Origin of the sequence: Leifsonia sp. T36S-04 (assembly GCF_042465655.1) — a bacterium.
In the GTDB taxonomy this organism is placed as follows: domain Bacteria; phylum Actinomycetota; class Actinomycetes; order Actinomycetales; family Microbacteriaceae; genus Leifsonia.
Genome location: NZ_CP146286.1, coordinates 1,484,810 through 1,505,310, shown reverse-complemented (window position 1 = coordinate 1,505,310; position 20,501 = coordinate 1,484,810). Strand labels below are relative to the sequence as shown.

22 protein-coding genes and 1 tRNA gene are annotated in these 20,501 nt (G+C 68.9%); 14 read left to right on the top strand and 9 right to left on the bottom strand.

Annotation, left to right across the window (positions count from 1 at the left end; genetic code table 11):
* Positions 1 to 20 precede the first annotated feature (20 nt).
* Positions 21 to 881 carry a DUF1684 domain-containing protein gene (locus tag P3F85_RS07355; protein WP_374010586.1) on the top strand — a complete coding sequence of 287 codons (861 nt, stop codon included), beginning with the start codon at positions 21 to 23 and terminating at the stop codon, positions 879 to 881.
* A 7-nt stretch (positions 882 to 888) separates the two neighbouring features.
* Here the strand turns inward: P3F85_RS07355 and P3F85_RS07350 are convergent, their stop codons facing one another.
* Positions 889 to 1,479: a PadR family transcriptional regulator gene (locus P3F85_RS07350; protein WP_374010585.1), complete on the bottom strand. Its 591-nt coding sequence runs from the start codon at positions 1,477 to 1,479 to the stop codon at positions 889 to 891.
* A 187-nt stretch (positions 1,480 to 1,666) separates the two neighbouring features.
* Between P3F85_RS07350 and P3F85_RS07345 the strand changes: the two genes are divergently transcribed.
* Positions 1,667 to 2,170, top strand: coding sequence for a DUF3145 domain-containing protein (locus P3F85_RS07345; RefSeq protein WP_374010584.1), 504 nt, complete (start codon positions 1,667 to 1,669; stop codon positions 2,168 to 2,170).
* Between the two features lie 114 nt (positions 2,171 to 2,284).
* On the opposite strand, the gene P3F85_RS07340 is transcribed toward P3F85_RS07345, so the two are convergent.
* The 6 genes from P3F85_RS07340 to aceE all read right to left on the bottom strand — a co-directional run bounded on the left by P3F85_RS07340 (position 2,285) and on the right by aceE (position 9,904).
* Positions 2,285 to 3,520, bottom strand: a complete 1,236-nt coding sequence (locus P3F85_RS07340) for a beta-ketoacyl synthase (protein ID WP_374010583.1) — start codon at positions 3,518 to 3,520, stop codon at positions 2,285 to 2,287.
* Between the two features lie 108 nt (positions 3,521 to 3,628).
* Positions 3,629 to 3,880, bottom strand: coding sequence for an acyl carrier protein (locus P3F85_RS07335; RefSeq protein WP_021765217.1), 252 nt, complete (start codon positions 3,878 to 3,880; stop codon positions 3,629 to 3,631).
* A gap of 46 nt (positions 3,881 to 3,926) precedes the next feature.
* Complete coding sequence (locus tag P3F85_RS07330) at positions 3,927 to 4,931, bottom strand: beta-ketoacyl-ACP synthase III (RefSeq protein ID WP_374010582.1); 1,005 nt, start codon at positions 4,929 to 4,931, stop codon at positions 3,927 to 3,929.
* Between the two features lie 18 nt (positions 4,932 to 4,949).
* Positions 4,950 to 5,870, bottom strand: coding sequence for an ACP S-malonyltransferase (locus tag P3F85_RS07325; protein WP_374010581.1), 921 nt, complete (start codon positions 5,868 to 5,870; stop codon positions 4,950 to 4,952).
* An 85-nt stretch (positions 5,871 to 5,955) separates the two neighbouring features.
* Entirely contained in the window at positions 5,956 to 7,155 is a 1,200-nt protein-coding gene (locus P3F85_RS07320) for a PucR family transcriptional regulator (RefSeq protein WP_374010892.1), read from the bottom strand.
* Positions 7,156 to 7,177: 22 nt separating this feature from the next.
* Positions 7,178 to 9,904 carry a pyruvate dehydrogenase (acetyl-transferring), homodimeric type gene (gene aceE / locus P3F85_RS07315; RefSeq protein WP_374010580.1) on the bottom strand — a complete coding sequence of 909 codons (2,727 nt, stop codon included), beginning with the start codon at positions 9,902 to 9,904 and terminating at the stop codon, positions 7,178 to 7,180.
* Between the two features lie 202 nt (positions 9,905 to 10,106).
* Here aceE and P3F85_RS07310 point away from each other — a divergent pair, with 202 nt between their 5' ends.
* From P3F85_RS07310 to P3F85_RS07285, 6 genes are all read left to right on the top strand, one after another.
* A complete protein-coding gene (locus P3F85_RS07310; RefSeq protein WP_374010579.1) occupies positions 10,107 to 10,577 on the top strand; it encodes a peroxiredoxin in 471 nt (156 codons plus the stop codon).
* Between the two features lie 46 nt (positions 10,578 to 10,623).
* Positions 10,624 to 10,696: transfer RNA gene (locus tag P3F85_RS07305), tRNA-Val, on the top strand.
* A gap of 328 nt (positions 10,697 to 11,024) precedes the next feature.
* Complete coding sequence (locus P3F85_RS07300) at positions 11,025 to 11,780, top strand: DUF1295 domain-containing protein (protein WP_374010578.1); 756 nt, start codon at positions 11,025 to 11,027, stop codon at positions 11,778 to 11,780.
* 68 nt (positions 11,781 to 11,848) lie between these two features.
* Positions 11,849 to 12,916 carry a zinc-ribbon domain-containing protein gene (locus P3F85_RS07295; RefSeq protein ID WP_374010577.1) on the top strand — a complete coding sequence of 356 codons (1,068 nt, stop codon included), beginning with the start codon at positions 11,849 to 11,851 and terminating at the stop codon, positions 12,914 to 12,916.
* 126 nt (positions 12,917 to 13,042) lie between these two features.
* Entirely contained in the window at positions 13,043 to 13,471 is a 429-nt protein-coding gene (locus P3F85_RS07290) for a VOC family protein (protein ID WP_374010576.1), read from the top strand.
* The gene (locus P3F85_RS07285) at positions 13,471 to 14,016 is read left to right on the top strand and encodes a universal stress protein (protein ID WP_374010575.1); all 546 of its coding nucleotides are present in this window, start codon (positions 13,471 to 13,473) and stop codon (positions 14,014 to 14,016) included. Before P3F85_RS07290 ends, P3F85_RS07285 begins: the two co-directional genes overlap by 1 nt.
* Positions 14,017 to 14,026: 10 nt before the next feature.
* On the opposite strand, the gene P3F85_RS07280 is transcribed toward P3F85_RS07285, so the two are convergent.
* Positions 14,027 to 14,254: a hypothetical protein gene (locus P3F85_RS07280; RefSeq protein WP_374010574.1), complete on the bottom strand. Its 228-nt coding sequence runs from the start codon at positions 14,252 to 14,254 to the stop codon at positions 14,027 to 14,029.
* Between the two features lie 146 nt (positions 14,255 to 14,400).
* On the opposite strand from P3F85_RS07280, the gene P3F85_RS07275 reads away from it, so the two are divergent.
* Positions 14,401 to 15,240 (top strand): class II glutamine amidotransferase, encoded by an 840-nt coding sequence (locus P3F85_RS07275; RefSeq protein ID WP_374010573.1) that lies wholly within the window; start codon positions 14,401 to 14,403, stop codon positions 15,238 to 15,240.
* 59 nt (positions 15,241 to 15,299) lie between these two features.
* Here the strand turns inward: P3F85_RS07275 and P3F85_RS07270 are convergent, their stop codons facing one another.
* Positions 15,300 to 15,788, bottom strand: a complete 489-nt coding sequence (locus tag P3F85_RS07270; RefSeq protein WP_374010572.1) for an FBP domain-containing protein — start codon at positions 15,786 to 15,788, stop codon at positions 15,300 to 15,302.
* A gap of 347 nt (positions 15,789 to 16,135) precedes the next feature.
* Here P3F85_RS07270 and P3F85_RS07265 point away from each other — a divergent pair, with 347 nt between their 5' ends.
* From P3F85_RS07265 to P3F85_RS07245, 5 genes are all read left to right on the top strand, one after another.
* Positions 16,136 to 16,525, top strand: a complete 390-nt coding sequence (locus P3F85_RS07265) for a RidA family protein (RefSeq protein WP_374010571.1) — start codon at positions 16,136 to 16,138, stop codon at positions 16,523 to 16,525.
* Positions 16,526 to 16,587: 62 nt separating this feature from the next.
* Positions 16,588 to 18,507, top strand: coding sequence for a diguanylate cyclase domain-containing protein (locus P3F85_RS07260; RefSeq protein WP_374010570.1), 1,920 nt, complete (start codon positions 16,588 to 16,590; stop codon positions 18,505 to 18,507).
* Between the two features lie 54 nt (positions 18,508 to 18,561).
* Positions 18,562 to 19,305: a class I SAM-dependent methyltransferase gene (locus P3F85_RS07255; protein WP_374010569.1), complete on the top strand. Its 744-nt coding sequence runs from the start codon at positions 18,562 to 18,564 to the stop codon at positions 19,303 to 19,305.
* 193 nt (positions 19,306 to 19,498) lie between these two features.
* Positions 19,499 to 19,861, top strand: a complete 363-nt coding sequence (locus P3F85_RS07250) for a YciI family protein (RefSeq protein ID WP_374010568.1) — start codon at positions 19,499 to 19,501, stop codon at positions 19,859 to 19,861.
* Positions 19,862 to 20,116: 255 nt separating this feature from the next.
* The gene (locus P3F85_RS07245) at positions 20,117 to 20,467 is read left to right on the top strand and encodes a VOC family protein (protein WP_374010567.1); all 351 of its coding nucleotides are present in this window, start codon (positions 20,117 to 20,119) and stop codon (positions 20,465 to 20,467) included.
* Positions 20,468 to 20,501: the final 34 nt, after the last annotated feature.

The window sequence follows — 20,501 nt, the reverse complement described above, 5'->3', positions numbered from 1 at the left end:
CCTGACCCAGGATGGACACCATGACCGACACCTCCACCGCCCGCGACGACGCCCCCAGGACCGATCCGGATGCCGTCCTCGCCCGCTACCGCGCCCGCCGCGAGCAGGCCGTCACCGCGCCGCAGGGCAACCTCGCCCTGGTCAACACGCAGTGGGTGACCGGCGACCCGGACTCCGAGCAGCCGATCTGGGGCGTCCCCGGCCTGTGGTCGCCGCTGCCCGCCGGTCAGTCCGGTCTGAAGGTCACCGCCTCGGCCACGGACAACATCTTCGTCGACGAGGTGCCCGTCGACGGCTCGGCGATCGTCCGCGGAAAGGACGACCCGAACCCGGGCGCGATCCGGTTCAGCGACACCGCGACCGGTTTCGTCATCGCCAGCGAGGCCGGCGACTACGCCCTGCGGGTGTGGGATGCGAACTCCGAGGCCATCCAGGAGTTCGGCTCCATCGATGCGTTCCCGTTCAACCCCGAGTGGATCATCACCGCCGACTTCGCCCCCATCGAGGGCGGCAAGACGGTCGGCTTCGAGCACCTCAAGGACGACGGCGCGACGCGCGACATGGTCATCCCGGGCGAGATCACGTTCACGAAGGACGGCGTCGACTACAACCTTGCCGCCTTCAAGGCGGGCCGTGCGCTCCAGCTCGTGTTCGCCGACACGACGAACGGCGACAGCACGTACTCCGTCGGCCGGTTCCTGTTCGTCGTCCCGAACGAGGACGGGACGGTGACGCTCGACTTCAACCTCGCCGTGCTGCCGCCGTGCGCCTTCAGCTACAACTTCAACTGCCCGCTGCCTCCGGCGCAGAACCGTTTCGCGGTGCCGATCGAGGCCGGGGAGAAGAACGTGCTCAACAAGCAGGGCGAGCTGCTCCACTAGTCCGCGGCTAGCGCGCCGCCGTTTGGTCGGAGGCGGCCGTCTCCGCAGCGGGCCGACGACCCCTGCGCGGACGGTCGGGGGAGCGGTGCTGGACCAGCGCTCCGGGATGCGCGCTCAGCATCGCGGCCACCTCATCCAGCCACTCGATCGCGGCTTTCGCGCCGAGTTCGGCCGCCCGGTTGGCTGCGAGGAGGGCGCGCGAGTCAGCCTCGTGCGTGAGGTAACGGATCCGCTCCTCGTACGCCGCACGGTAGCCGTCGACGATCGTCGCGGCCTCCACACCGTCGAGCGAAGCGGCGATGAGCACCTGGTCCTGCATCTCGTCCCAGTCGGGCCTGCCGTCCACGGGAGGGCCGGCGAGCCACGCCGACGCGGCGACGCGACCCTCCTCGGTCAGCTCGTACAACGGGAGTCCGTCGTCCGTCGCTCCCGCCGAGGCGACGAGTCCCTGGTCCATCATGCGATCGAGGGTGGAGTACACCTGGCCCGGATTGAGCTGCCGGCGGTGCGCCGCCCGGCACAGGAACTCGCTCTGGAGTTGCGAACCGTACGCGGGGCCCTGGGTCAGCAGGGCCAGAAAACCGTTCTGCACCGACATACTCGGTATGCTATTGCGCTCCGGGGTTCACTGGGCGAGTGAATCGCCGAATCACAATCTTGTAACTACCCGCGGTTCTCAGGCATAATCGTGGCAACGCGCATGCGCGCGTACACAACTTCACATGCCGAAACACTCATCCGGTCCTGGTCGTAGGGGAAGACGCACCAACGAACGGAGGAGAACGATGTCGGCACACGCAGCTCGAGGGGTGCTCTACGTGCACTCCTCTCCCGGCGCGCTCTGCCCCCACATCGAGTGGGCGGCCGGACGCGCTCTCGGGCGAGCAGTCAATTTCACCTGGGAAGCACAGCCCGTGCTGAAGGGCGCCCAGCGCACGGAGTTCTTCTGGGACGGCCCCCCGGGCACCGGTGCACGTCTGGCCTCCGCGCTGCGCGGGTGGGAGCACCTGCGCTACGAGGTCACCGAGGATGCCGGTCACGGCACCGACGGCGGCCGGTGGATGCACACTCCCGACCTCGGCATCTTCTTCGCGCAGGTGGATACGGCCGGCAACATGGTCGTGCCGGAGGACCGCATCCGGTACGCGATGGAGATCGCCGGCTCCAACACGCTGGAGCTCCACCGCGAACTCCGCCTCGCCCTCGGGCAGGCGTGGGACGACGAACTGGAGCCGTTCCGTCACGCCCACGACGACACGTCGGTCATCTGGCTGCACAACGTCGGCTGACTCACAGCAGAACCTCCCGCGGCGGGCCGGGCTCCGGCCGCCCGCACGCGGTGACACGCAGAAGGCCCCGGTCACCGACCGGGGCCTTCTGCTCGCGCTCAGCAGCTGAGTGGCTCAGTAGCTGCGGAACGCAGCGACGGCGTTGTGGCCGCCGAAGCCGAACGAGTTGCTGATGACCAGCTGCGGGCCGTCGCCGAGCGGCTGCGGCTCGCCCTTCACCTGAAGCGGGATCGCCGGGTCCATCTCCGTGATGTTGATCGTCGGCGGGGCCTGGCGGTCGCGGATCGCGAGGATGCTGAACACGGCCTCCAGCGCGCCGGTGCCACCGAGAAGGTGACCGGTCGAGGCCTTGGTCGCCGAGACGGGGATGCGGTGGATGCGGTCGCCGAACACCTCGCGCAGCGCCACGTACTCCGACGGGTCGCCGACCGGCGTGCTCGTCGCGTGGGCGTTGATGTGGGTCACGTCGTCGGGCGACGCGCCCGCCTGCTCGAGAGCGCGGTGCACGGCTCGGCTGGCGCCGCGTCCCTCGGGGTCGTTGGCGGTGATGTGGTACGAGTCGGCGGTCACTCCGCCGCCCGCGAGCTCCGCGTAGATGCGTGCGCCGCGCGCGAGGGCGTGCTCCTCGGTCTCGAGCACCAGGCTGGCAGCGCCCTCACCCATGACGAAGCCGTCGCGGTCCACGCTGTAGGGGCGGGAGGCGTGGGCTGGGTCGTCGTTGCGGCGCGACAGCGCCTGCATGGACGAGAACGAGGCGACGGTGATCGGGTGGATGGCGGACTCGGTGCCTCCCGCGATCACGACGTCGGCGTAGCCGGCCTGCAGGTGCTCGTACGCGTTGACGATCGACTCCGTGCTGGACGCGCACGCGGAGGCGACCGTGCGGGCGTACGCGCGGGCCCCGAAGTGCATCGACACGGCGGCGGCGGCCGCGTTCGGCATGAGCATGGGAACCGTCATCGGCAGCACCCGGCGGGGACCGCGCTCACGCAGCGTGTCCCAGGCGTCGAGCAGCGTCCACACGCCGCCGATGCCGGTGGCGAAGTCGACACCGAGCCGCTCGGGCGCGACCTCCGGTCGTCCCGCGTCCTCCCACGCCTCCATGGCGGAGATGAGCGCGAACTGGCTGGACGGGTCGAGGCGCTTGGCGACGGGACGCTCGAGCACCTCTTCGGGCCGTACCTTCGCCTCTGCGGCGAACGTGACGGGCAGCTCGTACTTCGCGACCCACTCGTGCTCGAGTGTGCGCGTGCCGGAGACACCGGCGAGGAGGGCGTCCCAGCTTTCCGGGGCGGTGCCACCGAGGGGCGAGGTAGCGCCCATACCGGTGACGACGATCTTTTTGGTCATAACGGCAACTCTCTAGAGAAACGACGGCGATGTGCTCGATTGCGGGCCCGCCGCACGCGGGCGACGGCTCAGGCCGCCGCCCGCGCGGAAGATTCTTGGGCTCTCTGCCTAGGCGTCCTGCGCCTTGACGATGAACTCGACCGCGTCTCCGACGGTCTTGAGGTTCTTGACTTCCTCGTCCGGGATCTTGACGTCGAACTTGTCCTCGGCGTTGACCACGATGGTCATCATCGAGATGGAGTCGATGTCGAGGTCATCGGTGAACGACTTGTCCAGCTCGACCGTATCGGTCGCGATGCCGGTCTCGTCGTTGATGAGCTCAGCCAGGCCGGCAAGAACTTCTTCGGTGGACAATGCCATGGTTTTTTCTCCTTGAGGGGGGTGTCGTTTTTGACCGTGGACCAGTCTAGGGCAGCACGACGACCTGCGCGCCGAAGACGAGACCGGCTCCGAAGCCGATCTGCAGCGCCAGGCCGCCGCTGAGCTCCGGGTTCTCCTGGAGCAGGCGGTGGGTCGCGAGGGGGATGGAAGCGGCGGACGTGTTGCCCGTCGTCTCGATGTCACGGGCGATCGCGACGGTGTCGGGCAGCTTCAGCTGCTTGGCGAACTCGTCCACGATCCGCATGTTCGCCTGGTGCGGGATGAACGCGGCGAGCTGGTCGGGGGTGACGCCGGCCTCGTCGAGGGCCTGCTTGGCCACCTTCGCCATCTCCCAGACGGCCCAGCGGAAGACCGTCTGGCCCTCCTGGCGGAGCGTCGGCCACGGCTTGCCCTCGTCGCGGTACTCGATGAGCGTGCTGTCCATCCCGACCGCGCCGGCCTTGGAGCCGTCGGAGCCCCAGACGGTCTTCGCGATCCCGGGGTACTCGCTCGGGCCGATCACGACGGCGCCCGCGCCGTCGCCGAGGAGGAACGAGATCGTTCGGTCCGTCGGGTCGACGACATCGGAGAGCTTCTCGGCGCCGACGACGAGCGCGTAGTGCGCGGCGCCGGTGCGGATCAGAGCATCGGCCTGAGCGATCGCGTAGGCGTAGCCGGCGCACGCGGCGTTCATGTCGTACGCCGCCGCGGGATTGGCGCCCACCCGGTCGGCGAGCACCGCTGCGATGGAGGGCGTCTGCTGCACGTTCGAGACGGTCGCGACGATGACGGCGTCGATCAGCTTCGGGTCGACGCCGGACTTCTCGATCGCCTCCTTCGACGCCTCGGTCGCCAGGTCGAGCGCGAGGATGCCTTTGCTCGCCCGCGCGCGCGTGATGATGCCGGTGCGCTGCCGGATCCACTCATCGGACGAGTTGATCGGGCCGACGAGATCGTCGTTGGGCACGACGAGATCGCCGCGGGCGGCGCCGATGGAGAGGATGCGGGTGTACTGCGGTCCGTGGGACTGCTGGAGGGTCGGGCGAGTCATTCGGGGAGCTCCTTGGGCCTACGCGGCCTGGTCGATGAGGTCGAAGGCGGCAGGCAGGTCGTCCGGCGTCTTGATGGCGACGGTGGGGACGCCCTTGAGCCCGCGCTTGGCGAGGCCGACGAGGGCACCCGCCGGGGCGATCTCGATCAGACCGGTCACGCCCGCCGCCTCGAACGCCTTCATGTCGAGGTCCCAGCGGACCGGCGACGAGACCTGTCCGACGAGGAGGCGCAGGAACTCGGCGCCGTCGGTGACCTCGGATCCGTCCTTGTTGGTCCAGAGGCGGAGCGTCGGGTCGTTCGTCGTGAGGGTGCCGGCGAACGCTTCCAGCGGCGCGACGGCCGGCGCCATGTACCGCGTGTGGAACGCTCCGGCGACCTGCAACGGGATGACGCGCGCGCGGGCCGGCGGGTTCTCTGCCAGCTGGGCCAGCGCATCCAGGGCACCGGCGACCACGATCTGCCCGCCGCCGTTGTAGTTGGCGGGGGAGAGGCCCAGCTCGTCGAGGCGGCCGAGCAGCTCAGTCTCGTCGGCCCCGATGACGGCGCTCATGCCGGTCTGCACCTCGGCGGCGGCGTGCGCCATCGCGGCGCCGCGCTCGCGAACGAACGCGACGGCGTCCGTCTCGCTCAGGACGCCCGCTCCGGCCGCGGCGGTCAGCTCGCCGACCGAGTGGCCGGCGATGCCGCCGACCCGCTCCCGGCGGCCGTCCGCGAACAGCGCCGACAGGGTCAGCAGGCCGGCCGAGACGATGAGCGGCTGGGCGACCGCAGTGTCGCGGATGGTGTCCGCGTCGCTCACGGTGCCGTGCGCGACCAGGTCGATGCCGACGGCGTCGGAGATGCCGGTCAGCTGATCGCGGAAGGAGGACTCGGCGAGCCAGGGTTCCAGGAAGCCGGGGGTCTGGGATCCCTGGCCCGGGCACACGATGACGATCACGGTTTCCAGTCTGCCAATCTTCCGCGGAGCGGATGTGTCGGATGGATACGAAACTATCGGGATTTGCTTTGTGACTGTCTACAACTCAACCGGTGCGGCGGGGCGAATCCGGCTCGTTGATCGAACCGACGATCAGAGCGGCCTGCAGGATGAGCGCCTCGCGCGCACCCGTCGCATCCCAGCCGATCACCTCGGACACCCGCTTCAGCCGATAGCGCACGGTGTTCGGGTGGACGAACAGCTCGCGGGCCGTCGCTTCGAGTGAGCGGCCGTTGTCGAGGTAGCACCACAGGGTGGTCAGCAGCTCGGTCGAGTGGGCCTGCAGCGGGCGGTAGATGCGGCTGATCAGGGTCGTTCGTGCCAGTCCGTCGCCGGCTAGAGCGCGCTCCGGGAGCAGGTCGTCGGCGTGCACCGGGCGCGGGCAGTTGCGCCAGGCTTTCGCCACCGCGAATCCGGCCAGGGCGGCCTTCGCGCTCTTGGATGCATCCACGAGGCTCGACACCTCGTGACCGAGTACGAGGTGGCCGGGACCGAATCCCGGCTCCAGGTGCTGGGCGATCTCGAGGAAGGAGACGACCGGCATCGGCCCGATCGCGTCGTCGGGCGCGCTGTTGCTCGGGAAGGCGCGACCGATGACGAGCACGAGCCTGCTGCCCTGAACGCCGATGAGCACATCCGCCGACATGTGGCGCGCGGTGCGGCGCAGCTGATCCACGTCGAGCATCTTCGGGGCCGTGCCCACGAGCACGCTGACCTCGCCGTGACCGTGCCACCCGAGCGCGGCGATCCGGCTCGGCAGTTCGTCGTCGTACTCGCCGGTGAGGATGCTGTCGACGACCAGCGCCTCCAGGCGTGCGTCCCACAGGCCGCGTGCCTCGGCCGCGCGGGCGTAGACGTCGGCGGCGGCGAACGCGATCTCGCGGGAGTACAGCAGGATCGCCTCCCGCAGGTCCTCGCCGCCCGCGCTCTTGACGCGCTCCTCGACCACCTCGACGGTGATCTTGATCAGCTGGAGGGTCTGCTGCAGGCTGACGCTGCGGAGCAGCTCGCGCGGGGCGGCGCCGAACACGTCGGCGGCGATCCAGGGCGTCGACCGGGGGTCGTCGTACCAGGAGATGAACGACGAGATACCCGCCTGCGCCACCAGGCCGACGGCGCTGCGCCGGCCCGGTGGCATGTCGCGGTACCAGGGAAGGGTGTCCTCGAGCTTCTTGAGCGTGGTCGTGGCCAGCTCACCCGAGATCTTGCGCAGCCACGCGAGCGTCTCGGGCTTCGTCCTCTCCACCTGGCGGCCTGCCACGGGGCGGTTACGCCTCGCCGCCCGCCGAGCCGGTGGTGCCGGCGTTGACGTCGTGCAGCAGGTACTTCTCGATCGCCCAGGCCGGCGCGTTCGGGTCGACCTTGCCCTGCTCGGCCAGCAGCTCCAGCGTCCGGACCACCATCGACGGTCCGTCGATCTTGAAGAACCGGCGGGCGGCGGGGCGGGTATCCGAGAAGCCGAAGTCGTCGGCGCCGAGGGTCGCGTACTGGCCGGGGACGAACTGACGGATCATGTCCGGCACCGAGTGCGCGTAGTCGGTGACGGCGATGAAGGGGCCGTCGGCCGACTGCAGCTTGCGGGTGACGTACGGCACCTGCTTCTCCTGCTGCGGGTAGAGGAAGTTGTGCTCCTCGGCCGCGAGACCGTCACGACGCAGCTCGCCCCAGGACGTGACGCTCCACACATCGGCGGAGACGCCCCAGTCCTGCTGGAGCAGGTGCTGGGCCTCGAGGGCCCACGGCACCGAAACACCCGACGCGAGCAGCTGGGCCTTCGGCCCGTCGCCCTCGCCGTCGCGGAGCCGGTAGAGGCCGCGGACGATGCCGTCCACATCCACGCCTTCAGGCTCGGCCGGCTGGACGATCGGCTCGTTGTACACCGTGAGGTAGTACATGACGTTCGGGTCAGGGTGGTTGCCGCCGTACATCCGCTCCAAGCCGGCGCGCACGATGTGGCCGATCTCGTAGCCGTACGCGGGGTCGTACTGCACGACCGCCGGGTTCGTCGACGCAAGAACGGGGGAGTGGCCGTCGGCGTGCTGCAGACCCTCGCCGGTCAGCGTGGTGCGCCCGGCGGTGGCGCCGATGAGGAAACCGCGCGCCATCTGGTCGCCCGCCGCCCACATGGCGTCGCCCGTGCGCTGGAAGCCGAACATCGAGTAGAAGACGTAGACCGGGATGAGCGGCTCGCCCTGCGTGGAGTACGACGTGCCCACGTTGGTGAACGCGGCGAGCGCGCCCGCCTCGTTGATGCCGACGTGGATGATCTGGCCCTGCGGGCTCTCCTTGTAGGCCAGGAGCTGCTCGCGGTCGACCGAGGTGTAGTTCTGGCCGTTCGGGTTGTAGATCTTCGCGTTCGGGAAGAACGCGTCCATGCCGAAGGTGCGCGCCTCGTCCGGGATGATCGGGACGATGCGGTGGCCGAAGTCCTTCGAGCGCAGCAGGTCCTTCAGCAGGCGGACGAACGCCATGGTGGTGGCGATCTCCTGCGTGCCGGAGCCCTTCTTCGAGATCGCGTAGGCCGAGTCATCGGGCAGGTTGAGCTGGGTGTACTTCGCGCGGCGCTCCGGCACGTAGCCGCCGAGCGCGCGACGACGGTCGTGCAGGTACTGGATCGCCTCGTCGTCCGGTCCCGGGTTGTAGTACGGCGGGAGGTACGGGTTCTCCTCCAGCTGACCGTCCGTGATCGGGATGCGCATGGCGTCGCGGAACGCCTTGAGGTTGTCCAGCGTCATCTTCTTCATCTGGTGGGTCGCGTTGCGCCCCTCGAAGGACGGACCGAGGCCGTAGCCCTTGATCGTCTTCGCGATGATGACCGTTGGCTGACCCTTGTGCTCCACGGCCGCCTTGAACGCGGCGTAGACCTTGCGGTAGTCGTGGCCACCGCGCTTGAGGCCCCACACCTGGTCGTCGGAGTAGTCCTTGACGAGCTCCAGGGTGCGCGGGTCGCGACCGAAGAAGTTCTCGCGCACGTAGGCGCCGTTCTCGGTCTTGTAGGTCTGGTAGTCGCCGTCCGGCGTCTGGTTCATCAGGTTGACGAGGGCGCCGTCGGTGTCGCGGGCGAGCAGGTCGTCCCACTCGCGGCCCCAGATCACCTTGATGACGTTCCAGCCCGCGCCGCGGAAGTAGCTCTCGAGCTCCTGGATGATCTTGCCGTTGCCGCGGACCGGCCCGTCGAGGCGCTGCAGGTTCGCGTTGACGACGAACGTCAGGTTGTCGAGCTTCTCGTTGGCTGCGACCTGAAGCTGGCCGCGCGACTCCACCTCGTCCATCTCGCCGTCGCCGAGGAACGCCCAGACGTGCTGGTCGCTCGCATCCTTGATACCGCGGTTGGTGAGGTACTTGTTGAGCTGCGCCTGGTAGATCGCGTTGATCGGCCCGAGACCCATCGACACGGTCGGGAACTGCCAGAACTCGGGCATGAGCCGCGGGTGCGGGTAGCTGGAGAGGCCGCCGCCGGCGTGCGACTTCTCCTGGCGGAAGCCGTCGAGCTGGTCGGCGCTCAGGCGGCCTTCGAGGAACGCACGGGCGTACGGGCCGGGGGAGGCGTGGCCCTGGAAGAAGACCTGGTCGCCGCCTCCGGGGTGGTCCTGGCCGCGGAAGAAGTGGTTGAAGCCGATCTCATACAGGGTCGCGCTCGACGCGTAGCTGGAGAGATGGCCGCCGACGGCGATCCCGGGACGCTGGGCGCGGTGCACCATGACGGCGGCGTTCCAGCGGATCCAGGCGCGGTAGCGGCGCTCGATCTCCTCGTCGCCCGGGAACTCGGGCTCGTTGTCCGGGGAGATGGTGTTGATGTAGTCCGTGGTCGGCACCATCGGGACACCGACATGCAGGTCCTTGGAGCGCTTCAGCAGGCTGAGCATGATCTCGCGCGCCCGCTCGTGGCCATGGGCCGCAACCAGTTGGTCGAGGGATTCCTGCCACTCGGCGGTCTCCTCCGGGTCCGAATCGATGTTGTTCATCGAGTACGGGTCCTGGTCGTTTACAGTCACCCTCGACCTCTTTCTTGTGTCGGATGGATCGAAAGACGTGCCCCGCGCTGTCGGTTCTCGACAAGCGCGGACACCACCCTTCAGCCTAGCCGCACTCCGAAGCCGTCGTTGACCGTCGCTTGGCTCTCGCAGCATCCGGGTCTAGGCTCAGTCCTCGTGCCCGCCGGTGTGCCGCGCGACGCGGGCGTGAAAGGACGACACGATGGCCCTCGAGAACGACACGCTCGCACCCGACTTCGAACTGCTGAACCAGTACGGCGAGACCGTGCGGCTGAGCGACTTCCGTGGCCGGAAGGCCGTGGCGATCGTGTTCTTCCCGCTCGCGTTCTCCGGAACCTGCACCGGCGAGCTGTGCGCGCTGCGCGACAACCTGGGACTGTTCGAGGACCACCGCGTCGAGCTGCTCGGCGTCTCCGTCGACTCCAAGTACACGTTGCGGGCCTGGGCCGAGCAGGAGGGCTACACGTTCTCGTTGCTCGCCGACTTCTGGCCGCACGGCGACATCGCCAAAGAGTACGGCGTGTTCCTGCCCGAGAAGGGATTCGCGAACCGCGCGACCTTCCTCGTGGACGAGCGCGGCATCATCCGGTCGTCGTTCATCACGGCACCCGGGGAGGCCCGCTCGATCGAGGCGTACCGCGCGGCGCTCGACCGCCTGCCCGCCCACGTCTGACCGCATCCCGCCTCACTTTCCGACCGGCTAGGCTGGTCGGCATCCAGGGCCTTTAGCTCAGCTGGTAGAGCGCCACGTTTACACCGTGGATGTCGTCGGTTCGATCCCGGCAGGGCCCACCGTTTGCACGTTGTCGTCGGTTCGATGCTGTGCCGGAGGCAGGGCCCACCGTTTGCACGTTGTCGTCGGTTCGATGCTGTGCCGGAGGCAGGGCCCACCGTTTGCACGTTGTCGTCGGTTCGATGCTGTGCCGGAGGCAGGGCCCACCGTTTGCACGTTGTCGTCGGTTCGATGCTGTGCCGGAGGCAGGGCCCACCGTTTGCACGTTGTCGTCGGTTCGATGCTGTGCCGGAGGCAGGGCCCACCGTTTGCACGTTGTCGTCGGTTCGATGCTGTGCCGGAGGCAGGGCCCACCGCACCGCACTGCATCCGCGCTAGCCTGACCGCATGCCCGAGGGACCGTACCGCTGGTTCGTGTACGCCGAGCTGGCGCTGGCCGTCGTGACGTTCGTCGCGCTGCTCTTCGTCGTCGCGCCGTACGGCGGTCGTCATGGGCGCGGGGGATGGGGTCCGACCGTCCCCGCGCGGGTCGGCTGGGTCGTCATGGAGGCCCCCGCGTCCATCCTGTTCGTCATCTTCTACCTGCTGGGGACGCACCGCTTCTACCCGGTGCCGCTGTTGTTCCTGGCGCTGTGGCTGGTGCACTACGTCTACCGGGCGTTCGTGTACCCGTTCCTCATGCGCTCCGGGTCGCGGATGCCGGTGCTCGTGATGCTGCTCGCGATCCTGTTCAACCTGCTGAACGCGTGGGTCAACGCCCGCTGGATCTCGGAGTACGGGACGTATCCGGTCGGCTGGCTGGCCGATCCCCGGTTCTGGATCGGCCTGGCGCTGTTCGCCGCAGGGCTCACCCTGAACGTGCGGTCGGACCGGACACTGCGCCGACTGCGGGGGAACGGATCCGGCGGCTACCGCATCCCGCAGGGCGGCGGCTTCCGCTACGTGTCCAGCCCCAACTACCTCGGCGAGATCGTCGAGTGGACCGGCTGGGCGGTGGCCACCTGGTCGCTGGCCGGCGCCGCCTTCGCCCTGTACACCGCAGCCAACCTGGCACCACGGGCGATCTCGAACCACCGCTGGTACCGCGAGACGTTCGCCGACTACCCGCCGGAGCGCCGCGCGATCATCCCCTTCGTCCTCTGACCGCGCGACCGATCCCGTCGCGATGACGGTGGTCGTGCCTACGCTGGCAGCCGAGAGAAGGGATGCACGTGCCGGAGAGCGTCGAGCAGTGGTGGGCGCGCCGTCAGTGGTCGAAGGGGGAAGCCGTCCCGTATCCGATCGGCCGCTATCGGAGCGACTGGGAGCGGTATCCCGTGCTCATCCGGCAGTACCACCCGGACCTCAACCGTGGGATCACTCTGACGCAGGTGCCGCCGGCGGCCGACGTGTACCTGGTGTGGGAGTGCGACTCGGGGCACCGCTTCGTCGCGACGCCGGAGGAGCAGCGGAGCCGGCCCGGCGGCACCCGTCGCCGTTCGGTGTGGTGCCCGCAGTGCGCGGAGGCAGCGGCTCCGCGTCCGGTGCGCACCCCGGCACCCGACCAGGGGATGCACCTGTGCGGTCACGCGCGCGACCTGCGGAGGATCGAAGCCGACCCTGACGACGACCGCTGCTACCTGTGCCGGCGTCTCGACCGCGAGACCCTGACGCGGGAGCAGCTGGTGAGCATGGCGGCGCCGGGCTCGCGGGTCGCCGTGTCCGTCGAGAACGGGACGGCCGCGAAGCACTCGTGGCAGTGCGAGGCCGGGCATCCGTCGTACCAGGCGAGCGTGGAGCGCATCCTGGGCGGGCGTCGGTGCCCGATCTGCAGGAATGCCCGCGGCGGTGCGGACCGCGTGGCGGTGGGTGAGGCGTTCGTGAGCCGCTGGGCACCCATCCCCGCATCGGCCGCCGAGCCGGAACTGAAGCGCCGGATCGGCCAACGTCTGGACGTGGACCTCGGCAGGAACGCCGTCCGGGTCGCGAAGCCGTTCCATTCGCATCTCGAGGTGTGGCCCGACATCATCGTGCCCGAGCTGCGGGTGGCGATCGAGTACGACACGACCGGTCGGCACGGTCTTGAGCACGTCGGTCCCCGTGAGACCTCGGATCTGCGCAAGGACCGCCTGCTGCGCGCGACCGGGTGGGAGGTGGTGCGGGTGAGGTGCGGCAAGCTCCAGCCGATCGGGCCCTACGACATCGTCGCGGGTGGCGTGACCGACGTGCTCGTCGACCGCGTGCTGGGACGATTGGGTGAGATCCGCGGGGAGCTGTTCGTCGCGGCCTACCGTCGCTGACCGCGTCTCTGCACGGCGCTGTACTACGACGGTATTTCCGGGCCGGGAGGCTCTGGTGACCGCGGTGCACGGCTCGCTACGCTGGGCGGCGAACGGGCATCCACAAGCTATCACGAGGAGGACACCATGCCGTCGATCCTGAATCCTTACCTCAACTTCCGCTCCTCTGCGCGCGAAGCGATGGACTTCTACCAGTCGGTGTTCGGCGGCGAGGTGCAGCGCAGCACCTTCGCCGACTACCAGATGGCGCAAGACCCGGCCGACAACGACCTGATCATGCATTCGCAGCTCACCTCGCCGAACGGCTTCACCCTGATGGCGGCCGACGTGCCGGCCCACATGGAGCTCAACGAGGGCTCCAACATCTCGATCTCGCTGAGCGGCGATGACGAGGCGGAGCTGACGGGATACTACGAGAAGCTGATCGACGGGGGCACCGTGATCGAGCCACTCTCCAAGGCGCCGTGGGGAGACAGCTTCGGCATGGCGGTCGACCGGTTCGGCGTCCAGTGGCTCGTCAACATCGCGGGTACGCCGCAGGAGGCAGCGGGCTGATGGCCGACCCGGCCCGCGAGGATGACGACGCCGAGGACGAGACGGAATCCCTGCTCGGACCCGTGATCGTGGGGATCCACCGCGGGCAGGCGCTCGCTGTGCTCACCGAAGCCGCGCGCCTGGCTACCGAACTCGGCAGGCCGCTGTTATGCGCCTACGTCGCCGAAGACAGCTACCTCACCGAGTGGGACAAGCCGGACGCGGTCGCGGGGGAGTCGCTCCACCCGACCGAGGTCGGCGCGGGCGAGGGGCAGGCCGTCATCGCCCTCTCGGGAGCCATCGAGGCGGCACTCAGCGGACCGGATGCGCCTCCGGAGTGGTCGCTGCGGCTCCTCGCCGGGGACTCGGCGAAGGCGCTTGGACGGCTCGCCGCCGAAACGCAGGCGCGCCTCATCGTCGTCGGAACCCACCGGCGCGGGTTCGCGAACGCCCTCGAGAACTGGCTGGCGGGATCGGTGGGCGCCCGGCTCACGCACGATCAACGGTGCCCGGTCGTGGTGGTGCCCGTCACGGCGAAGGATCGCGCGACCCCGACCCTTGCCTGAGGCGCTGACGCTAGCTGAGGCGTAGTTCGGCGAGCGCCCCGTCGATCGACCGGAAGTAGGTGCGGTGCCCCGGCTTGCCGATCTGCGTCACCTCGAACATCCCGTCGAGCTCGAGGATGAAGCCGACCACGGGAGGCGCGCCGAGCTCGGCGACCCGGATGTCGCTGACCCGCCACTCCCGGTCTGAGATCTCCAGCACCTCCAGTCCCTGCCGGAGGAAGCTCGCATGCGTCTTCACGTACCCATGAAAGCGGACGCGTCGGCCCACAGCCAGGCCTTGACAGCGCCCCGCGCGGGGAGTGCGAGGGAGTTGGTGTATTCCCGCAGCCACGCAGCGACGGCTATGGTTCAGCCGTCCGCATCCGGGACCACGAGGAGGTCGTCATGTGCCGCTGGCTCGCATACACCGGGGAGCCGCTGCGGCCCTCCGAGCTGATCCTGGACACCCAGCACTCGCTGGTCGCTCAGTCGCTCAACTCGCCCCTCGGCAATGAGACGGTCAACGGGGATGGATTCGGCTTCGGCTGGTACCCGGAAGACCAGAGCCTCGGGAACATCCCGGCCCTCTTCCACAGCATCGAGCCCGCGTGGAACGACGAGAACCTCCGCGAATTGACCAGTTCCATCGCGAGCCCCCTCTTCTTCGGCCACGTGCGCGCCGCGGCCGGGCCGCCCATCCAGCAGACGAACTGCCACCCCTTCCGGCACGAGAACTGGCTGTTCATGCACAACGGCTTCCTCGACGGCTTCCTGAAGTCGAAGCGCGATCTCGTGTTCGCGATCGATGAGTCGCTGTTCCCCCTGATCCACGGGACCACGGACAGCGAGGTGCTGTTCTACCTCGCCATCACTCTCGGTCTGTTCGACGACCCTGTCGCCGGCCTCGGCCGCGCCGTCAGGATGGTCGAGTCTGTCGGTAAGAGCAAAGGCATCGAGTTCCCGATGCAGGGCACGATCGCCGTCTCCGACGGGCACACGTTGTGGGCCTTCCGGTACTCGACTGCGCACCGTACCCGCACCCTGTACCACTCGACCGCGATCCCCGAGCTTCGCGAGCTGTACCCGGACGCGGCGCGGCTCGAGGTGTTCGGAGACAAGGCCAAGGTCGTCGTCTCCGAGCCGCTCAGCGACCTCCCCGGAGCGTTCACCGAGGTGGAGGAGTCGACCGTCGCCATCCTCGACGACAGCGGCTACCACCACGAGCCCTTCCTGGCGGACGCCTGAACCGCGGGTAGTCGGACCGGCCGGGCGGACCGGCCAGAACCGGCCCGTCCGCCTACCCGTCAGTCGCCGTCCTGCACCCTGCGGACGAAGGTCTGCACGTGCTCGCGAAGGGTATCCATCCTCCGCTGCCGTGCCGCCTCGACGTCGAACCCGACATAGGCCGTCGGCGGTCGCCTGCGGACGTTCGCGGAGCATTCGAATTCCGCGCACACGAGCGTGCCCAGGGTGTTGCCGTTGCGCCCGGCCTTCCCCGCGCGCTTGGCGATGAAGAAGACGACATCGTTGGGCAGATGAACGTCTTCGCACCAGGAGCATTGCGGCCGCGACCGCGTGCGCCCGTCCGCCTGCCGAAGCAGGACGCCGACCGGCACGCCGTCGATTTCGGCGACGACATATCCGACCTCCGGCTGCTTACGATCGCGCCAGCCGAAGTAGTCGAGGTCGTCCCAGCGCACCTGGGCCAGATCGGGGAGGGTGAGCTCCTTGCGCTCGCGCTGCGACGCGTTGACGAAGGAGGAACGTAGTTGTGGATCGGTGAGGGGAAGCATGGAGGGAACACCTGACTGTCGTGAATCGATCGCGAGCGGACGGAAATCGTCCGCGGGACCGCCGCCGGGCACGCCGGAACGACGGGGGAGCGCACCGGAGGGCGCGCGGATCAGCGAAAAAGAGACAGCGCTATCTCGTGCCGGCGCTGAGCGCGCCGACGACCTCCAGACGCCCGGCGTCCGCGAAAGCGGCGGGCTGAGGAATGAGCGGGTTCACACTTTCAGCCTAACGCGCGCGCAACCCCGACGATCCCGGCTGCCGGCCACCCGCTACGGTCGGCCCACTACGGTCTGCCCGATGTCGGTGGCACGGGCAAGACTGAGCAGGACGCGGAAGGGGACCCACCATGACCGGAACACCGACGCCCGTCGACCCGCCACAGCTCTACCGGAGCCCGGCGTTCGCGCAAGGCATGATCCTGCCGGAGGGGCCCGTCCTCTTCGTCGGCGGCCAGAACGGCGTTGATGCGGAGGGCGCGCTGCTCGACGGGCTGAAGGCGCAGACCGAGCAAGCGCTGCGCAACCTTCTCGCTGTTCTCGGCGAGGCGGGAAGCGGACCCGAGCACGTCGTCAGGCTCGGCATCTACCTCGCACCGGGCATCGATCCGACCGATGCGTACGCTGCCACCCGGACGGTGTGGGGCGACCACCGCACCACCGTCACTGTGCTCGCAGTGGCGCCCGCCCGACCGGGCGCGCTGGTCGAGATCGACGCGGTGGCTGCCGTTCCGCGCTGACCGCGTCCACGCCCGACGAACCGGTCGTCTGGGATGTCGGTGCCGTGCATTAGGGTCGAGTGGTGGTGGATAGTGTTGCCGTTCCGGATGCCGCGGAACTCCGAAGGCTTGCTGAATGTGTCGTGGAGCCGATCCGGACGCCGGGCCGCGTCCAGTCGTTCGGGATGCTGTTCGTCGTCGACGTGAAGTCCTACGTGATCGTGACGGTCAGTGAGAACGCCGCACAGTGGCTGGGCCGATCGGTCTCCGACCTGTCGAGCCCGACACTCGAGTGGAGCGTCACCGCCGAGACGTACGGCGATCCGATCCGCGTTGAGGTCGACGGCGAATCGTACGACGCCATCACGCATCCGCTCGGAGATCGCGTCCTGATCGAGCTGGAGCCCATCGCGGGCGCACCCGACACACCCACCGCTTCGGTCGTCGGTGCGATCCGTTCGCTCGGAATGGTGACCTCTGTCGATGAACTCCGCCAGGCCGCCGCCGCCGAGGTCAAGCGCATCAGCGGCTTCGACCGGGTCATGGTGTACCGCTTCTTCGAGGACGGGCACGGCGAGGTTTCCGGTGAGGTGTCCGAACCCGGCATGGAGGAGTACCGGGGTCTGCGCTTCCCCGCGTCCGACATCCCGCAACAGGCGCGATCTCTCTACCTGACCAAGCTGTCGCGGCAGATCGTCAGCACCGAGGACGCGGGGACTCCACTCGTCTCGGTCGAGGAGTCCGAGCCGCTCGATCTCAGCAGCGCGGAACTGCGTGCCGTCTCGCCGCACCACCTGCAGTTCATGCGCAACATGGGCCAAGCGTCCACGGTCTCCTTCTCGATGATCCAGGACGACCGGCTGGTCGGCATGATCACGTGCGCGCACCGCACCGAGCGGCGCATGCCGATCCTGCTGCGCCGCGCGCTGGAAGTGCTGGCGACACAGGTGACCCTGCAGCTCGCTGCACTCGAATCGATCGCGCAGTTGCGGCGCAACCTGACCATCAGGGAGCAGCGCGCGGCCGTCCTCGTCGGCGTGCCGACCTCCGACGACCCCCTTCTCACGCTCGTGGACAACGGCAGCGAGCTCTGCCGGCTGGTTGAGGCCGACGGTGCCATCCTCGCGATCGACGGCGTAAGCCGCAGTGTCGGGGCCGTGCCTCAGCCCGACCGGAGCCTGCTGCTGTCCGCCGCCGGAGTGGAGGCGCTCAGCTCGCACGAGCTCGGACGCACCCACCCCCCGCTCGCCGCCCTGATGCCGGGATTCGCCGGGCTCATGGTGGTTCCGGTCGGCGCGCGCGGCGTGATGCTGTTCTTCCGGCGCGAGGTGACCCAGGTCATCCGCTGGCTCGGCGATCAGACCGCCGCCAACCGCGATACGGCGCTGTCGCCGCGCCGCTCCTTCTCCGAGTGGCGCCAGAGCGTCGAGGGGACGTCGCTGCCTTGGGGGACGACGACGGAAGAGGCCCGCGAGCTGGGCCGTGAACTCGCCCGCGCTCTCGACCGCCGCCGCGAGACGCAGCTGGCGCAGCTGGCGCTCGTCGACCACCTCACCGGCCTGCACAACCGCCGGTCGTTCGAGCATCTGCTCGAGAAATCCGTGACGGAGGCGGAGTCCGGTGTCCTGCTGTTCCTCGACCTCGACGGGTTCAAGGAGGTCAACGACCGCCACGGCCACGAGACAGGGGACGCGGTGCTTCGTGCCATCGCCGAGCGGCTGACGGCAGGCAGCCGCTCGACGGATGTCATCTCACGGCTGGCCGGCGACGAGTTCGTGGTGCTCAGCCCGGGCGCGACGAAGGAGGAGGGTGAGCGCTTCGCGGCGCGCCTCGTTCACGAGATCGGCGCCCCGGTCGACACCGTGCACGGGGCCATGACCGTCACCGCCTCCTGCGGAGTGATTTCGATCGAACCGGGACTCACCGCGAAGGAGTTGCTGGCGGCCGCGGACGCCGCGATGTACCGGGCGAAGAACACGGGGCGTAACAGGGTCTCGCTCTGACCGAGCCGGACATCCACGGCCACGAGTGCCGTGCGGACGACTACAGTCGCGCACATGCCCGACCCGATGCATTTCGACCGTCACGCCGACCTGTACGACCGTGCGCGGCCGCCGTACCCACTCGCACTGCGGGCGCGCCTCACCAAGCTCGGCCTCCTGGTGGGAGGGCGCCGCGCGCTCGACCTCGGGGCGGGAAGCGGACAGGCGACGCGCATCCTGGTCGACGCCGGTATGCACGTGACGGCGGTCGAACCCGGCGGCGCGCTCGCGGATCGGCTCCGCAGTCAGCTGCCGGAGGTCCAGGTTCTGCGGGCCACCGCGGAAGACGTTCGGCTGGCGCGGGCGTCGTTCGACCTCGCGACGGTCGCGACAGCGATCCACTGGTTCGATTTGGATGTGGTGCTCCCGAAACTGCACGCCGCGCTCGTACCGGACGGGCGGCTGGCGGTGTGGCGCAACGTGTACGGTGACCCGTCCGCTCCTCCGACGGCGTTCCGCGAGAGGGTCCATCAGATCGCTTCGCGCAGGGACGCACCGCCCAGGCCCGGACCCGACGAGACCGAGACCGCCCGCTGGGCCGCGCTGCTTCAGGGCGGTGGGTATTTCGCCACCGTTCATGTGGAGGACTTCCACTGGAGCGTCGATCTCGACGAGGACGCCGTCCGCGGTCTCTTCACGACGTTCAGCGACTGGTCCCCAGCGGAGGCCGAGCAGGCCGCCCTCGCCGTGCGTGACCTCGGCGGGACGGTCACCGAGCACTACCTGACGCCCCTCATCGTGCTCGCCCGTGCCGAATGACTGCGCGCCCCTGACACCCACTCCCAGCGACTTCCACCCGCATCCACGATTTGGCGCAAATCGTGGTTATGACGGGGCCAGAGCCGCGATTTTGCGCAAATCGCGCCCCGCGCGGCGCCGAGGGTGTCGATCGGGAACGCTTCCATTCGACGTGTGGACAGGAGATGATCCTCGACGACAGGAGGCAGTGCAGATGAGCGAGTTCATGATCCTGATCCAGGGCGACCCGGCACGCTGGGACGCGATGACGGACACCGAGCGGGCGGAGATCGACAGCGCCCACGCCGAGTTCCAGCGGCGGGCCGGCGAGGCGATCCGTGCGTCCGGCGAGTTGCAGGGCCCCAGCAGCGCCGTCACCGTGCGACGGGGGGACAGCGGGGAGCCGATCTTCGTAGACGGTCCGTTCACCGAGGCGAAGGAGGTCGTCGGCGGCTTCTACCTCGTCGATACACCCGATCGGGAGGCCGCAGTGGCTCTCGCGTCGCTCCTCGCGGAGGCCCGCCACGACCACAGCGGGATCCAGGTGCAGCCGCTGGTGGACCACAGCGCGGGGTAGGTGGTTCCCCCGGGATGCCGTTCCGTTCGCGTCGGGTTGAGACGTCTTCGCTTAAGAATTCGTATCCGCGTCTGGTTCGGCATCCCCGGGCCAGGACAACGCTAGGCGACCGGAGCCGTGTCCTCAATTTCGCGGACAGAAACCGTCAACAGTTGACGGGGCCCGTCGACGAGCGGTCGCGCGAACCGCCCCGGACGACGCAAGAATGGAACACGCGCACTGCGCGACGGACTGGCAGCGAATCAGGAGGATGACATGACGGTGACAGGCATCGGCGGGCTGTTCTTCCGCAGCCGCGACCCGAACGGACGCGCGGCCTGGTACCGGGAGCACCTCGGCATCGACGCGGGTCAGGACCGGGTGTGGATGCAGGACTCCGGCATGACCGTGTTCGCCCCGTTCGAGGCCGACTCCGACTACTTCGCCGCCGACCAGCCGTTCATGCTGAACCTGCGGGTGTCGGGCCTCGATGACCTGACCTCGGCGCTGGAGGCGGCGGGCGTCCCAGTCGAGCGGCGTCCCGAGTGGGAGGGGGAGTACGGGCGGTTCGCGCGCATCCATGACCCCGAAGGACTGCCCATCGAGCTGTGGGAACCGGCCGGCTGAACCCGCGACGGTTCCGGCAACGCCACGACGCCCG

Bases quoted from the DNA above. Each gene is read 5' to 3' on its own strand.
- P3F85_RS07355 (WP_374010586.1), top strand. From the start codon at position 21: ATGACCGACACCTCCACCGCCCGCGACGACGCCCCCAGGACCGATCCG.
- P3F85_RS07350 (WP_374010585.1), bottom strand. From the start codon at position 1,479: ATGTCGGTGCAGAACGGTTTTCTGGCCCTGCTGACCCAGGGCCCCGCG.
- P3F85_RS07345 (WP_374010584.1), top strand. From the start codon at position 1,667: ATGTCGGCACACGCAGCTCGAGGGGTGCTCTACGTGCACTCCTCTCCC.
- P3F85_RS07340 (WP_374010583.1), bottom strand. From the start codon at position 3,520: ATGACCAAAAAGATCGTCGTCACCGGTATGGGCGCTACCTCGCCCCTC.
- P3F85_RS07335 (WP_021765217.1), bottom strand. From the start codon at position 3,880: ATGGCATTGTCCACCGAAGAAGTTCTTGCCGGCCTGGCTGAGCTCATC.
- P3F85_RS07330 (WP_374010582.1), bottom strand. From the start codon at position 4,931: ATGACTCGCCCGACCCTCCAGCAGTCCCACGGACCGCAGTACACCCGC.
- P3F85_RS07310 (WP_374010579.1), top strand. From the start codon at position 10,107: ATGGCCCTCGAGAACGACACGCTCGCACCCGACTTCGAACTGCTGAAC.
- P3F85_RS07300 (WP_374010578.1), top strand. From the start codon at position 11,025: ATGCCCGAGGGACCGTACCGCTGGTTCGTGTACGCCGAGCTGGCGCTG.
- P3F85_RS07290 (WP_374010576.1), top strand. From the start codon at position 13,043: ATGCCGTCGATCCTGAATCCTTACCTCAACTTCCGCTCCTCTGCGCGC.
- P3F85_RS07285 (WP_374010575.1), top strand. From the start codon at position 13,471: ATGGCCGACCCGGCCCGCGAGGATGACGACGCCGAGGACGAGACGGAA.
- P3F85_RS07275 (WP_374010573.1), top strand. From the start codon at position 14,401: ATGTGCCGCTGGCTCGCATACACCGGGGAGCCGCTGCGGCCCTCCGAG.
- P3F85_RS07270 (WP_374010572.1), bottom strand. From the start codon at position 15,788: ATGCTTCCCCTCACCGATCCACAACTACGTTCCTCCTTCGTCAACGCG.
- P3F85_RS07265 (WP_374010571.1), top strand. From the start codon at position 16,136: ATGACCGGAACACCGACGCCCGTCGACCCGCCACAGCTCTACCGGAGC.
- P3F85_RS07255 (WP_374010569.1), top strand. From the start codon at position 18,562: ATGCCCGACCCGATGCATTTCGACCGTCACGCCGACCTGTACGACCGT.
- P3F85_RS07250 (WP_374010568.1), top strand. From the start codon at position 19,499: ATGAGCGAGTTCATGATCCTGATCCAGGGCGACCCGGCACGCTGGGAC.
- P3F85_RS07245 (WP_374010567.1), top strand. From the start codon at position 20,117: ATGACGGTGACAGGCATCGGCGGGCTGTTCTTCCGCAGCCGCGACCCG.